Origin of the sequence: Roseovarius autotrophicus (assembly GCF_018069895.1) — a bacterium.
GTDB classification, from domain to species: domain Bacteria; phylum Pseudomonadota; class Alphaproteobacteria; order Rhodobacterales; family Rhodobacteraceae; genus Roseovarius; species Roseovarius autotrophicus.
In genome coordinates, this window is sequence record NZ_JAGQDH010000003.1 from 39,207 (window position 1) to 53,014 (window position 13,808).

The window sequence follows — 13,808 nt, forward strand, 5'->3', positions numbered from 1 at the left end:
CCGGTCCAGATCAAACCCGCGTGAGGTGCAGCCCGTCGGGCGGCGACGCGAGAGGCGCGCTTGCCCCCCGCTGCCCCGCGCCATAGACTCTGCCCATGACCGTGATCGACTATTATTACTCGGCCCATTCCGCCTATGCCTGGCTCGGGGCGCGGCGGCTCTACGAGATCTGCGACGCCCATGGCGTGCGGCTTGTTCACAAGCCGATCGAGCTGTCTCCGGTGATCGAGGCGGCGGGCGGGCGGCCTTTCGCCGCGCGAACGCAGGCGCATGTGGATTACTTCTTCGGGCGCGAGATCGAACGCTGGTCCGAACTGCGCGATGTCGAGATTATCCGCCACCGCCCCACCTATCACGACGCGCCGCTCGCGCTAGCCAGCGGCGCGATCATCGCCGCCGAGGAGGGGGCCGATGCGCTTTCCTATGCCATCCTTCAGGCGCATTGGCGCGATGATGCTGACATCTCTGATCCTGCGGCTTTGGCCCCGCTCATCGCCGGGTGCGGCCTGGATCCCGACACGATTCTGAGCGCCGCGTGCACCGATGCCATACAGACAATATACTGATCGAATACGGCCGAGGCCATCGCCCTGCCGGTCTTCGGCTCGCCCACTTATGTCGTGGCGGGCGATCCGTTCTACGGGCAGGACCGGCTGGAAATGTTAGAGCGCGCGCTTGCCGCCCCCTTTGCCCCGTCGCGCTGGCGCAATCCGCCGGTCGGTGGATAACCCCGCGCGCAGCCTCTTGCATTCTTCAGGTCGAGCGCGTATAGCCCACGCTCATTCCGCCGGTCCGGCCAGTAGTGGCATGCCGAGGCTGGCGAATCTACCGACCGAAAGAGGAGCCGGAAATGCCCAAGATGAAGACCAAATCGAGTTGCAAGAAGCGGTTCAAGGTGTCCGCTACCGGAAAGATCATAACCGCTCAGGCCGGTAAGCGGCACGGCATGATCAAGCGGACCAACAAATTCATCCGCAACGCGCGTGGCACCACCACGCTCAGCAAGGCTGATGAGCAGATCATCAAGCCGATGATGCCCTACGCGCGCTAAGGAGGATTTGAAACATGTCACGCGTCAAAGGTGGGACCGTTACCCACGCCCGTCACAAGAAAGTCCTCAAGGCGGCAAAAGGCTATTACGGCCGTCGCAAGAACACCTTCAAGGTGGCCGCCCAGGCGGTGGACAAGGCCAATCAATACGCTACGCGCGACCGCAAGGTGCGCAAGCGGAATTTCCGCGCGCTCTGGATCCAGCGGATCAACGCCGCCGTGCGTGCCCATGACGAGGGGCTGACCTATTCGCGCTTCATCAACGGCCTGGCTCTTGCCGGGGTCGAGGTGGACCGCAAGGTTCTGGCCGATCTAGCGGTGCACGAACCGGCGGCATTCGGCGCTATCGTCGATCAGGCCAAGCAGGCGCTCGCTGCCTGAACAAAGACACGAACGAGGGACTTGAGACCGCCGCCCGGCGTCAGAGCCGGGCGGCGATTTTCGTTTCACGCATCATCGCCAGAGGCAAGCGGCACATAAAGATCGCCGCCTTCGCGGAATTTTTCGGCCATCGCCGCCATGCCCTCTTTCTGTGCCTCGGCGCGGATGTCGTGGCTGATCTTCATCGAGCAGAATTTCGGCCCGCACATCGAGCAGAAATGCGCCACCTTATGCGCCTCTTTCGGCAGGGTCTGATCGTGGAAATCGCGGGCGGTGTCGGGATCAAGCGAGAGGTTGAACTGATCCTCCCAGCGGAATTCGAACCGCGCGCGGGAAAGGGCATCGTCGCGCCGCTGCGCCCCCGGCAAGCCCTTGGCGAGGTCGGCGGCATGGGCCGCGATCTTGTAGGTGATGACGCCGGTTTTCACATCGTCGCGGTCGGGCAGGCCCAGATGTTCCTTGGGCGTGACATAACACAGCATCGCGCAGCCGAACCAGCCGATCATCGCCGCCCCGATGCCAGAGGTGATATGGTCATAACCCGGCGCAATGTCGGTGGTGAGCGGCCCGAGCGTGTAGAACGGCGCCTCGTGACAGCATTCAAGCTGTTTTTCCATGTTCTCCTTGATCTTGTGCATGGCGACATGGCCCGGCCCTTCGATCATCACCTGACAGTCCTTGGCCCATGCGATCTTGGTCAGTTGCCCCAGTGTCTCCAGTTCCGCGAATTGCGCCGCGTCATTGGCATCGGCGATGGAACCGGGGCGCAGCCCGTCGCCCAGTGAAAAGCTCACGTCATATTGGCGGCAGATGTCGCAGATTTCCTCGAAATGCTCATAGAGAAAGCTCTCGCGGTGGTGATGCAGGCACCATTTCGCCATGATCGACCCGCCGCGCGACACGATCCCCGTCACCCGGTCCACCGTCATCGGCACCATATGCAGACGCACGCCCGCGTGGATGGTGAAGTAATCCACGCCCTGTTCGGCCTGTTCGATCAGCGTGTCGCGGAACACCTCCCATGTCAGGTCTTCGGCCACGCCATTGACCTTTTCCAGCGCCTGATAGATCGGCACCGTGCCGATGGGCACGGGGGAATTGCGGATGATCCATTCGCGGGTGTTGTGGATATTGCGCCCGGTCGAGAGGTCCATCACCGTATCAGCACCCCAGCGGATCGCCCAGACCAGCTTTTCCACCTCCTCCTCCATTGACGAGGTGACGGCAGAGGTGCCCATATTGGCGTTGATCTTGACCAGAAAATTGCGACCGATGATCATCGGTTCCAGTTCCGGGTGGTTGATATTGGCCGGGATGATGGCGCGGCCTGCGGCAATCTCGGAGCGCACGAATTCGGGCGTCACATAATCGGGGATGTTCGCGCCCCAGTCGTTGCCGTCGCGGTGACAGGGGGTCAGTTCGCGCAACTGGTTTTCGCGGATGGCCACGAATTCCATCTCGGGCGTGATGATCCCGGCGCGCGCATAGGCCAGTTGCGTCGGTGCCGCGCAGCCCTTGCCGCGCAGGGGGCGGGGCCGCATCGGGAACTCCGGCACGAGCCGGTCACCGCTGACAAATCCGTTATCCTCGGGCTTCACATCGCGCCCTTGATACAATTCCACATCGCCGCGCGCCATGATCCAGTCACGGCGCAGGGGTGGCAGGCCACGGGCGATGTCGGTAGCGGCCTCTGGGTCCGTATATGGCCCGGAACTGTCATAGACGGGCAGGGGGGCCTCACCCGCAGTGGGATGGGTGGAAATCTCGCGCATTGGCACGCGGATATCGGGGTGTAGTGTGCCGGCGACATAGATCTTGCGCGACGCGGGCAGGGGGCCGGTGGTCACGCGCGGGGCGATGACATTGTTCGGAACGTTCAATTTGGTGCTCCTCGAGACACGGTTTCAAAGAGACCAGATGAGCCGTGGCCGGGAAGGTAGGGGGGCACAGGGCCGCGTCCCGTTTTCGGACGAAGGCGCACAATGCGCGCACCCGTCGTCAGCTTCCTACGCCAGTATCAACTGGATCAGGTTCAAAGGGTCGCGTCACCGGCGTTGCCGCCTGTCAGCCTCTCAGTCCCCAAGGCGGGACTCCCCTGCAAGGCTGACGTTAGATCACCGCTCTCCCCGGTTCAAGGGAAAGCGGCGGTGGCTCGTCGGTCTGTCTCTTGTCGAGAAGCACCATTGATTGATAGACCGCAAGAGGCCGGGGCGGCTCAGGTCCCTGGAAAGAAGGTAGAGCATGACGGACAAGGCGCGCGCACGGGTTCTTCTGACCGGCGCCTCGGGGCGGGTCGGGCGGATGGTGCTGCGGCACTGGCCGGGTGGGCGCGCTGCGGTGGTGGCGCAGCATCGCGCGGCGGCACCCGAGGGGGCACTGCTCTGGGATCCGCTGAAGGGGCCGCGCGCGCTTCTCGATCATCAGGCGCAGAGCGGCGCATCGTTCCGGGCGCTGGTGATGCTGGCGGGGGTGGTGCCGGGCGAGGGCCGGGATCTGGCGCAGAACCGGATGCTTGCCGAGGCGATGCTTGAGGCGGCTGACCGCGCGGGCATCACGCGGGTGCTGCTCGCCTCGTCCTCGGCGGTTTACGGGCCGGGCGAGCACCTTGCCGAGGAAGCCCCCTGTGCGCCCGCCAATGCCTATGGCGCGGCCAAGCTCGATATGGAAGCGGCGGGCAGGGCGTGGCGTGATCGGGGGCTTGAGGTCTGCGCATTACGGATCGGGAATGTGGCAGGGGCGGATGCACTGCTTCTGAACGTGGGGCGGGGCGAGGGGGCGATCACGCTTGATGTCTTTGCCGATGGCGAGGGGCCGCTGCGCTCTTATATAGGGCCGCGCACCATGGCCGAGGCGATTGACACGCTGTGCGGGCATGACGGCCTGCTGCCGCCCGTTCTCAATCTTGCTGCGCCGCAGCCTGTGAGCATGGCGTCTCTGGCGTTGGCGGCGGGGGCCGCGATCCAGCCCCGTCCCGCGCCAGAGGCGGCGCATCAGCGCATCACGCTTGATTGCACGCGGCTGGCCAGGCTTCACGGGTTTGCGCCCGAGGATGGCGATCCCGCCGAGATGGTCCGGCAATGGCTTGAAGTGGCGACTTGAACCGTCGCGATCAGCCGCGTCGCAGCACCTGAAATGCCGCCGATGCCCCCCAGCCCGCCGCGATGGCAATGGCCAGCGACATCAGGCCATAAAGCAGCGGCTTTTCACGCGAGAGGGTGAATAGCCAGCGTTCCAGCCCTACCTTGTGCACGTCGATCACTGTCTCCAACCGCGATACAACACGCCCCTCGCGCGTCAGGAAGATGCGGGCGGGATAGGTGCCTTCGGTCAGGTTCGCAGGCAGGCTGATCGCGGTGCGAAACAGCGTCTGTTCGTCAAACGAGACAGTGTTTTCCCGAAGTTGATAGGCGTCCTGTTCGCGGCGGATGCGGATCAGCGCCTCGGTAAAGCGCTCGGCATCCTCGGCCATGCTTGCCGCGCCAACCGAGCGGATCGCACGCGGGATCGAGACGCGGTGGCGCAGATCCTCGGTGGCGCTCAGGACCATGTCGAGCGGCCCGGTGGTGGCGACGGCATAGAATGTGGGCGCCGCGTCGAGTCGCACGGTATCGGTGTTGACCCAGATACCGAAGCGGCGGTCCTTGCGCCGGACGGTCACGGGCAGTGACGGGCCGGCGACGGTGATCACCACATCAAGCGGAATATCGGGAATGGGTGCCTCGCGCTTGACGGCGCCGAATATCAGGATCTCCGAGCCTTCGAACGTGGCGGTGATTGCCACCTTGTCCCTCGACAGCCCCAGCACGACCTCCTCGGCCTTCAAAGGCAGGGCCAGAAGGCTCAGGAGAATGGCCAGACGCAGCATCAGTGTCCCCCCGCGCCGGAGGCGATGGAATACAGCTCCGAGGGTGTCAGCAGCAGATCGAGCGCCAGCTTCGAGCAGACCGCCAGCACCATGATGGCCAGAAGAATGCGCAGTTGTTCGGCCTTCATCCGCGTTCCGATCATCGCCCCGATCTGCGCCCCGATCACCCCGCCGACAAGCAGAAGCACCGCCAGCGCCACATCAACGGTGTAGTTGGTGGTGGCGTGCAGAAGCGTGGTGAAGGCGGTCACGAAGATGATCTGGAAAAGCGAGGTCCCCACGACCACCTTGGTCGGCATGCCCAGAAGGTAGATCATCGCCGGCACCATGATGAAGCCACCGCCGACCCCCATGATCGCGGCGAGGATGCCGACGCTCACCCCCACCAGAACCGGCGGAATGACCGAGATGTAAAGCCCCGAGGTGCGAAACCGCATCTTGAAGGGCAGCCCGTGCACCCAGCCGTGCTTCTTGCGAGCGGGCGGCGCGCCCCGCCGGGTGCGGCGAATCGCACGCAGGCTTTCGACGAACATCATCCCGCCGATCACGCCGAGAAAGACGACATAGCAGAGCTTCACCAGAAGATCGACTTGTCCCAGCGATTTCAGATAGTTGAAGATCACCACGCCGATCGCCGCCCCGATCAGGCCGCCGACGAGCAGCACCGTTCCCATCCTGAGATCCACGGTCTTTCGCCTGAGATGGGCGAGAACCCCGGAAAAGGACGAGGCAACGATCTGATTGGCCTCGGTCGCCACGGCGACGGCGGGTGGAATGCCGATGAAGAACAGCAAGGGCGTCATCAGGAACCCGCCACCCACGCCGAACATGCCCGACAGGATACCCACGATCCCGCCCAGCCCCAGAAGCAGGAAGGCGTTGACCGAAACCTCGGCTATGGGGAGGTAGATCTGCATGGGTATCCATAGCCTTATCTGCATTGGCCATGCAAGCGGGCGCGGCAAGCGCGCCGCCTGGCGGTCGATCAATTCTTGTTATCAGGATTCAGATTTCGTGATTGGTGAACGAATGGGCGCGCGCGGTATCGAAGATCACAGGCTCTTGCGCATCACCACCGCCGCGCGCCCACCCGGATAATAGCCCGCCCGGCGGGCGATTTCCGTGAACCCGGCACCTTTATAGAGCGCCAGCGCTGCCGTGTTGTCCTCGGCCACTTCCAGAAACGCCGTGACCGCGCCGCGCGCGCGGGCCTCTGCGGCAAAGGCTGATAGGCAGGCGCGGGCGCGGCCCTGACGGCGGCAGTCGGGATCGGTGGCGAGAGTGAGAAGTTCCGCCTCATCGGCGATCACGCGCCCAAGGGCAAAGCCGTGCGCGTCGCCGGTGACGAAATTGAGAGGCGAGGCGAGAAGCGCCGTGAACTCGTCTGCCGACCACGCGCGCCCCTCTTCGGCAAAGGCGCGGGCATGGGCCGTGGCGAATGCCTCAGGCGTCATCGAGGATCACCGGCGGCGCGTCGCGGGCGGGCGCGGCATCGGCGGGGCGCAGATAGAGTGGTGCGGGCGGCGGGCCGCCCTCGGGCGCGACTTGTGCAAGCTTCGCGATGAGTTGTGCAAGACACGCCGGGGTGGGCGGTCCGAGCGGATCGGCCACGCTTTCGGCGGGGACAAGCGCCGGGGTGGCAACATGGACCATGCCGCGCGGGGCAGGGACAGCAGGTGTTCCGGTGCCGCCAGAAGCGCGGATTGCGTCGAAGGTGCTTACCCCGATGGCGGGAATCTCGAGTGAGAGGGCGAGGCCGCGCGCGGCGGCCACGGCAATGCGGATACCGGTAAAGTTGCCGGGGCCGATGCCTACGCCGATCCGGGCAAGGTCACGCCATGTGGCACCACCCTCGGCCAGCACCGCCCCCAGCAGCGGCATCAGGCGTTCCGCCTGCCCGCGCCCCATCTCTTCGGCACGCCATGCCAGCACCCGGTCGCCCGCAAGCAAAGCGGCCGCGCAATGCGCGGCCGATGTGTCAAAGCCCAGAACGAGATCGTCAGAGGCCAACCGGGCGCACCTCGGTTACTTCGGGGATGTAATGCCGCAAGAGGTTCTCGATCCCCATCTTCAGGGTGATGGTGGACGAGGGGCAGCCTGCGCAAGCACCCTGCATGTGCAGGTAGACAACGCCGCGCTCGAACCCGTGAAAGGTGATGTCGCCGCCGTCCTGCGCCACGGCTGGACGCACGCGAGTATCAAGCAATTCCTTGATCTGATTGACAATATCTGAATCCTCGCCGCTGTGGGCGGCATGGCCAGAGGCCCCGCCTTCGCCGGTCATCACCGCCTGGCCGGACTGGTAATGCTCCATGATCGCGCCGAGGATGGCGGGCTTTACATGGTCCCATTCGGTGCCATCGCCCTTGGTCACGGTAACGAAATCGTTGCCGAGGAACACGCCCGTGACGCCCGGCACCTTGAAGATGCGCGCAGCAAGCGGCGAGGCATCGGCCCCATCGGCGCTCGGGAAATCGGCGGTGCCCGTGCCAAGGACCGCCTGACCGGGCAGGAACTTGAGCGTGGCCGGGTTGGGGGTGGATTCGGTCTGGATGAACATGGCAACGCCCCTTTCTGTTCGCCTTGTCAGATATGCGCGCCGCGGGGCTGCGAGTCAAGGTTTGGAACAATTCTAAACTGCGCCCATTCAGGTGATCGCCTCGAGCCTCTCCTTGCTCAGGTCGCCGGGTACGATGGTGATTGGAATGGGCAGGGTGCCCGCGTTGCGCGTGAGTTGGGTCACGAGCGGTCCCGGCCCCTTCTTGCTCGACGCCGCGCCAAGGACGAGCACTCCGATTTCGGGGTCCTGCTGCACATGGTCGATGATCTCGGTCACGGCCTCGCCCTCGCGGATGACAAGTTCGGGGTCGATGCCCTGCTTGTCGCGCATCCATTTGGCGAAAACCTCGAAATGCGCCTCGACGCGCTCGCGCGCTTCCTCGCGCATGAGATCGCCCACGCCGATCCAGTGGTTGAACTCCTCGGGCGCGATCACTGACAGGATTGCCACCCCGCCCCCGGTATGGGCGGCGCGCATGGCGGCAAAGCGCATGGCGTTGAGACATTCGCGGCTGTCATCGAGCACCACGAGAAACTTGCGCATGATCGTGTCTCCTTGCGACGGCGCATCATGACGCGGAACGTGCGACAGGGCAACATGGCACGCAACAGCGCGCCTTCGTGGCGCGAAGGGTTGCCCCTGATTTGAACGCCAGATGCCGTTACGGGGGGAATCTGCGGGGGATTTCCGCGGGTCGAGGTGCGCAAAACTCATCTTTTTTCGCAAGGCCCGGACGCGCATTCGGTCGCACTTGTATCAAGTCATTGAAATAGTGTGGTATTCAATGGTATACAATCACTTCCAACCTGCTTGCCCGACAGCAAAGCCTCTGCTACACCGCAGCCGAATTTGGATGTTTCGCAAGTTGCATCACATCACAACGCCCCCGGTCGTGACGTGGCGTCACGAGAGCAAACCGGGGCCACAAAAGCGGAAGGGTGGACGTGTCCGAACCAGCTTCGATTTCTTCCGGCATTGCCGCGCGCTATGCCACGGCCATCTTCGAGCTTGCCCGTGAGAGCAAATCGCTCGCCAAGCTCGAAAGCAATCTCGACGACCTTTCCGCAGTCCTTGAGGCAAGCGCCGATCTGCGCGCGCTCATCGCCTCGCCGGTGCTGAGCCGGGACGAGCAGGGCGCGGCCATCGCCGCCATCGCCGACAGGATGAAGCTTGTGGCCGCGTTGAAGAACGGCCTTGCCCTTATGGCGGCCAATCGCCGGCTGTTCGTGATGCCGCAGCTTGTCGCGCTTCTGGGTGACATGATCGCCGAGGACAAGGGCGAGGTCAGCGCCGAGGTCACAACCGCCAAGGTGCTCTCGAAGGCACAGGCCGACAAGCTTGCCAAGACGCTCAAGGCGCGCATCGGGCGCGATGTCAAACTGAAAACGACCGTCGATGAAAGCCTCATCGGCGGTCTTGTTGTCAAAGTGGGCTCGAAGATGATCGACACCTCGATCCGCTCGCGGCTCGATTCCCTCCAGAATGCAATGAAAGAGGTCGGATAAATGGGTATCCAAGCAGCAGAGATTTCTGCGATCCTGAAGGACCAGATCAAGAATTTCGGCCAGGAGGCCCAGGTGGCCGAGATCGGTCGGGTGCTCTCGGTCGGGGACGGGATCGCGCGTGTCCATGGGCTTGACAACGTGCAGGCCGGCGAACTTGTGGAGTTCCCGGGCAAGATCATGGGCATGGCGCTCAACCTCGAGAGCGACAATGTCGGTGTCGTTATCTTCGGCTCGGACCGCGACATCAAGGAAGGCGACACCGTCAAGCGCACCAAGTCCATCGTGGACGTGCCGGTTGGCGACGAACTGCTTGGCCGGGTCGTGGACGGCCTCGGCAACCCGCTTGACGGCAAGGGTCCGATCGACACCAAGACGCGCGGTCTGGCTGACGTGAAGGCCCCCGGCATCATCCCGCGCAAATCGGTGCACGAGCCGATGGCGACCGGCCTCAAGTCGGTGGACGCCATGATCCCGATCGGGCGTGGCCAGCGGGAACTGATCATCGGCGACCGCCAGACCGGCAAGACCGCCGTTGCGCTCGACACGATCCTCAACCAGAAGGTTTATAACGAGGCCGCTGGCGACGACGAGAGCAAGAAGCTCTATTGCGTCTATGTCGCCATCGGTCAGAAGCGTTCGACCGTGGCGCAACTTGTGAAGAAGCTTGAGGAATCGGGCGCGATGGCCTATTCCATCGTGGTTGCCGCTACCGCCTCGGACCCCGCGCCGATGCAATATCTCGCGCCCTACTCCGCCACCGCCATGGCCGAGCATTTCCGCGACAATGGCCGTCACGCGCTCATCATCTACGATGACCTGTCCAAGCAGGCCGTGGCCTATCGCCAGATGTCGTTGCTGCTGCGCCGCCCGCCGGGCCGCGAAGCCTATCCGGGCGACGTGTTCTACCTCCACTCCCGTTTGCTGGAACGCTCGGCCAAGCTCAACGAAGAAAACGGCTCCGGCTCGCTCACCGCGCTGCCGATCATCGAGACGCAGGGCGGCGACGTGTCGGCCTTTATTCCGACCAACGTGATCTCGATCACCGACGGGCAGATCTTCCTTGAAACCGAACTGTTCTATCAGGGCATCCGCCCCGCCGTGAACACGGGTCTTTCGGTGTCGCGCGTGGGCTCGTCGGCGCAGACCAACGCGATGAAATCGGTTGCCGGCCCGGTCAAGCTGGAACTGGCGCAATACCGCGAGATGGCGGCCTTTGCACAGTTCGGCTCGGATCTCGACGCGGCGACGCAGCAGCTTTTGAACCGTGGCGCGCGCCTGACAGAACTGATGAAGCAGCCGCAGTATTCGCCGCTGACCAATGCCGAGATCGTCTGCGTGATCTATGCGGGCACCAATGGCTATCTCGACAAGATCGGCGTCGGCGACGTGGGGCGCTTCGAGCAGGGCCTCATCAAGCACCTGCGCGGCAAGCACCAGGACCTTCTCGACTACATCACCACAGAGGATCCGAAGATCAAGGGTGAGGCCGAAGACAAGATCAAGGCTGCGCTGGACGAATTCGCCGCCGACTTCGCGTAACGGGGAGATCAGGCAATGCCCTCTCTCAAGGACCTCAAGAACAGGATCGAGTCGGTCAAATCGACCCGCAAGATCACCAAGGCCATGCAGATGGTCGCCGCGGCGAAGCTTCGCCGCGCTCAGGAGGCCGCGGAAATGTCGCGGCCTTACACCGAACGCTTCAACGCCGTGATGGCCAAGCTTGCCGCCTCGGTGGGTGACGCCGCGAACGCGCCGCGCCTTCTGGCCGGCACGGGTTCGGACAAGGTGCATCTTCTGGTGGTGATGACCGCCGAGCGTGGGCTTTGCGGTGGCTTCAACGCCAACATCGCCAAGCTTGCCAAGGCCGAGGCAGCGAACCTGCTGGGCCAGGGCAAATCCGTGAAGATCCTGACCGTCGGCAAGAAGGGCCGCGACGCGATGAGGCGCGATTTCGGCGCGTATTTCATCGAGCATGTGGACCTCTCGGAGGTCAAGCGCATCGGCTATGCCGAGGCGCAGGCGGTCGCAGCCAAGGTGCTCAAGCGGTTCGACGCCGGAGAGTTCGACGTGGCGAGAATCTTCTACGCCCGCTTCGAAAACGTGGTAAGCCAGATCCCGACGATGCAGCAGGTCATACCCGCCGATGTGGGCGAGGCCGAAGCGGTGGATACAGGCAGCTTCTACGATTACGAGCCCGACGAGCAGGCGATCCTTGCCGATCTTCTGCCGCGCGGCGTGGCCACGCAGATCTTCAGCGCGCTGCTGGAGAACGGGGCCTCCGAGCAGGGCGCGCGCATGTCCGCCATGGACAACGCCACCCGCAACGCCGGCGAGATGATCGACAAGCTGACCATCGAATACAACCGCTCGCGTCAGGCCGTGATCACCAACGAGCTGATTGAAATCATTTCCGGCGCCGAGGCGCTGTAAGAAAACCGGAGACGAAAAATGGCAAAAGCAAAAGGCAAAGTGACCCAGGTCATCGGCGCCGTGGTGGACGTGCAGTTCGGCGATCACCTGCCCGCGATCCTGAACGCACTGGAAACCGACAACAACGGCAAGCGTCTCGTGCTTGAAGTGGCGCAGCACCTCGGCGAGAACACCGTGCGCACCATCGCCATGGACGCGACCGAAGGTCTCGTGCGCGGTCAGGAAGTGCGCGACACCGACGGCCCGATCTCGGTGCCGGTGGGTGACGCCACGCTTGGCCGCATCCTCAACGTCATCGGCGAGCCGGTGGACGAGGGCGGCCCGATCGAAGCCAAGGAATACCGCTCGATCCACCAGCCCGCGCCGGAGTTCAGCGAGCAGTCAACCGAGTCCGAGATCCTCGAAACCGGCATCAAGGTGGTGGACCTGCTCGCGCCTTACGCCAAGGGCGGCAAGATCGGCCTCTTCGGCGGCGCGGGTGTGGGCAAGACGGTTCTCATCATGGAACTGATCAACAACATCGCCAAGGTGCACTCGGGTTATTCTGTCTTCGCCGGTGTGGGCGAGCGGACCCGTGAGGGCAACGACCTCTATCACGAGATGATCGAATCCAACGTGATCAAGCCCGACAACCTTGCGGAGAGCCAGGTGGCCCTCGTTTACGGCCAGATGAACGAGCCGCCGGGCGCGCGTGCCCGTGTGGCCCTGACCGGCCTCACGCTGGCCGAGCAATTCCGCGACCAGTCGGGCACGGACGTTCTGTTCTTCGTGGACAACATCTTCCGCTTTACCCAGGCGGGTTCCGAGGTGTCGGCGCTTCTGGGCCGCATCCCTTCGGCCGTGGGCTATCAGCCGACGCTGGCCACCGACATGGGCGCGATGCAGGAACGTATCACCTCGACCAAGCAGGGCTCGATCACCTCCATTCAGGCCGTCTATGTGCCTGCGGACGACCTGACCGACCCGGCCCCGGCCACCACCTTCGCCCACCTTGACGCCACGACCGTTCTGTCGCGTGCGATTTCCGAGCTTGGCATCTACCCCGCCGTGGACCCGCTCGATTCCAACTCGCGCCTGATGGACCCGCAGATCGTGGGCGAGGAACACTACAAGGTGGCGCGCGACGTGCAGGGGATCCTTCAGCGCTACAAGTCGCTTCAGGACATCATCGCCATTCTCGGGATGGACGAGCTTTCGGAAGAGGACAAGCTGACCGTGGCCCGCGCCCGGAAAATCCAGCGATTCCTGTCGCAGCCCTTCGACGTGGCCAAGGTGTTTACCGGCTCGGACGGCATTCAGGTGCCGCTTGAGGAAACCATCCGCTCGTTCAAGGCGGTTGTCGCCGGTGAATACGACCACCTGCCCGAAGGGGCATTCTACATGGTCGGCGGGATCGACGACGTGATCGCCAAGGCCGAGCGCATGGCTGCCGCTGCCGCCTGAGCCTTGAGGCGGGCCCCAGGCCCGCCCCACACCCCGAAAGGAGGCCGTAATGGCTGAGACAGTGCAATTCGATCTGGTGAGCCCCGAGCGTCGTCTCGCCTCTGTCGCCGCGCGCGAGGTGCAGATTCCGGGGGCCGAGGGCGATCTGACGGCCATGGCCGATCACGCCCCGCTCATCACCACGCTGCGCCCCGGCATCGTCCGGGTTACGGACGCCGAGGGCGCGCGTGAATTCGTCGTTACCGGCGGCTTTGCCGAAATCAGCGGTGACAGCGTGTCGGTTCTGGCCGAACGCGCCATAGCGCGTGAGGACATGACCACAGAGACGTTCAAGGCCCTGGTGGATGAGGCGACCGACCGTCTGGCGCACGCACAGGAGAGCCGCTCCGGTGAGGCGGGCGTCGTGGATGATGCCGCGAAGCTTCTGGCCGACATGGTCGCCATTGGCGACGAAATCGGCCTCTCGGCGCGCTGAGCCCTGCACAACGAAAGATCAAAGGGCCGCCCGGTGCGGCCCTTTTACTTTTTTCTTTCATAAATTTGTCGGGAATCCCTATTACAGGGGCTTGGAATT

The 13,808-nt window shown here is 63.8% G+C and carries 16 protein-coding genes and 1 riboswitch; of the genes, 9 read left to right on the plus strand and 7 right to left on the minus strand.

Features of this window, described 5'->3' with window-relative positions:
* Nucleotides 1-95: 95 nt before the first annotated feature.
* From KAK09_RS04785 to rplT, 3 genes are all read left to right on the plus strand, one after another.
* Nucleotides 96-566, plus strand: a complete 471-nt coding sequence (locus tag KAK09_RS04785; protein WP_247651075.1) for a DsbA family protein — start codon at nt 96-98, stop codon at nt 564-566.
* 284 nt (nt 567-850) lie between these two features.
* Nucleotides 851-1,051: a 50S ribosomal protein L35 gene (gene rpmI / locus KAK09_RS04790; protein ID WP_210877716.1), complete on the plus strand. Its 201-nt coding sequence runs from the start codon at nt 851-853 to the stop codon at nt 1,049-1,051.
* A gap of 14 nt (nt 1,052-1,065) precedes the next feature.
* Nucleotides 1,066-1,431, plus strand: coding sequence for a 50S ribosomal protein L20 (rplT, locus tag KAK09_RS04795; RefSeq protein ID WP_210877717.1), 366 nt, complete (start codon nt 1,066-1,068; stop codon nt 1,429-1,431).
* Between the two features lie 65 nt (nt 1,432-1,496).
* Here the strand turns inward: rplT and thiC are convergent, their stop codons facing one another.
* On the minus strand, nt 1,497-3,311 hold the full coding sequence (gene thiC / locus KAK09_RS04800; RefSeq protein WP_210877719.1) for a phosphomethylpyrimidine synthase ThiC: 1,815 nt from the start codon (nt 3,309-3,311) through the stop codon (nt 1,497-1,499).
* A 106-nt stretch (nt 3,312-3,417) separates the two neighbouring features.
* Nucleotides 3,418-3,538, minus strand: a riboswitch (TPP riboswitch).
* Between the two features lie 134 nt (nt 3,539-3,672).
* Between thiC and KAK09_RS04805 the strand changes: the two genes are divergently transcribed.
* Nucleotides 3,673-4,530 carry an NAD-dependent epimerase/dehydratase family protein gene (locus tag KAK09_RS04805; protein WP_210877721.1) on the plus strand — a complete coding sequence of 286 codons (858 nt, stop codon included), beginning with the start codon at nt 3,673-3,675 and terminating at the stop codon, nt 4,528-4,530.
* A gap of 10 nt (nt 4,531-4,540) precedes the next feature.
* Here KAK09_RS04805 and KAK09_RS04810 read toward each other — a convergent pair whose 3' ends face one another.
* The 6 genes from KAK09_RS04810 to KAK09_RS04835 form a co-directional block, all read right to left on the minus strand.
* On the minus strand, nt 4,541-5,296 hold the full coding sequence (locus tag KAK09_RS04810; RefSeq protein ID WP_210877723.1) for a TIGR02186 family protein: 756 nt from the start codon (nt 5,294-5,296) through the stop codon (nt 4,541-4,543).
* Nucleotides 5,296-6,213 carry a sulfite exporter TauE/SafE family protein gene (locus tag KAK09_RS04815; protein ID WP_210877724.1) on the minus strand — a complete coding sequence of 306 codons (918 nt, stop codon included), beginning with the start codon at nt 6,211-6,213 and terminating at the stop codon, nt 5,296-5,298. Before KAK09_RS04815 ends, KAK09_RS04810 begins: the two co-directional genes overlap by 1 nt.
* Nucleotides 6,214-6,348: 135 nt before the next feature.
* Complete coding sequence (locus tag KAK09_RS04820; protein WP_210877726.1) at nt 6,349-6,750, minus strand: GNAT family N-acetyltransferase; 402 nt, start codon at nt 6,748-6,750, stop codon at nt 6,349-6,351.
* Nucleotides 6,740-7,306, minus strand: coding sequence for a tRNA (adenosine(37)-N6)-threonylcarbamoyltransferase complex dimerization subunit type 1 TsaB (tsaB, locus tag KAK09_RS04825; RefSeq protein WP_210877727.1), 567 nt, complete (start codon nt 7,304-7,306; stop codon nt 6,740-6,742). Before tsaB ends, KAK09_RS04820 begins: the two co-directional genes overlap by 11 nt.
* Nucleotides 7,296-7,856: a NifU family protein gene (locus KAK09_RS04830; protein WP_210877728.1), complete on the minus strand. Its 561-nt coding sequence runs from the start codon at nt 7,854-7,856 to the stop codon at nt 7,296-7,298. The genes tsaB and KAK09_RS04830 overlap by 11 nt, the downstream gene beginning before the upstream one ends.
* 87 nt (nt 7,857-7,943) lie before the next feature.
* Nucleotides 7,944-8,399 (minus strand): universal stress protein, encoded by a 456-nt coding sequence (locus KAK09_RS04835; RefSeq protein WP_210877730.1) that lies wholly within the window; start codon nt 8,397-8,399, stop codon nt 7,944-7,946.
* 395 nt (nt 8,400-8,794) lie between these two features.
* Here KAK09_RS04835 and KAK09_RS04840 point away from each other — a divergent pair, with 395 nt between their 5' ends.
* The 5 genes from KAK09_RS04840 to KAK09_RS04860 are packed head-to-tail and all read left to right on the plus strand — an operon-like array spanning nt 8,795 to nt 13,709.
* Nucleotides 8,795-9,361 (plus strand): F0F1 ATP synthase subunit delta, encoded by a 567-nt coding sequence (locus KAK09_RS04840; RefSeq protein ID WP_210877732.1) that lies wholly within the window; start codon nt 8,795-8,797, stop codon nt 9,359-9,361.
* Entirely contained in the window at nt 9,362-10,900 is a 1,539-nt protein-coding gene (gene atpA / locus KAK09_RS04845) for a F0F1 ATP synthase subunit alpha (RefSeq protein WP_210877734.1), read from the plus strand.
* A 15-nt stretch (nt 10,901-10,915) separates the two neighbouring features.
* Complete coding sequence (locus tag KAK09_RS04850) at nt 10,916-11,791, plus strand: F0F1 ATP synthase subunit gamma (RefSeq protein ID WP_210877736.1); 876 nt, start codon at nt 10,916-10,918, stop codon at nt 11,789-11,791.
* Between the two features lie 18 nt (nt 11,792-11,809).
* The gene (gene atpD / locus KAK09_RS04855) at nt 11,810-13,234 is read left to right on the plus strand and encodes a F0F1 ATP synthase subunit beta (protein WP_210877738.1); all 1,425 of its coding nucleotides are present in this window, start codon (nt 11,810-11,812) and stop codon (nt 13,232-13,234) included.
* 49 nt (nt 13,235-13,283) lie between these two features.
* Nucleotides 13,284-13,709: a F0F1 ATP synthase subunit epsilon gene (locus KAK09_RS04860; protein ID WP_210877740.1), complete on the plus strand. Its 426-nt coding sequence runs from the start codon at nt 13,284-13,286 to the stop codon at nt 13,707-13,709.
* The last annotated feature ends 99 nt before the right edge of the window (nt 13,710-13,808 follow it).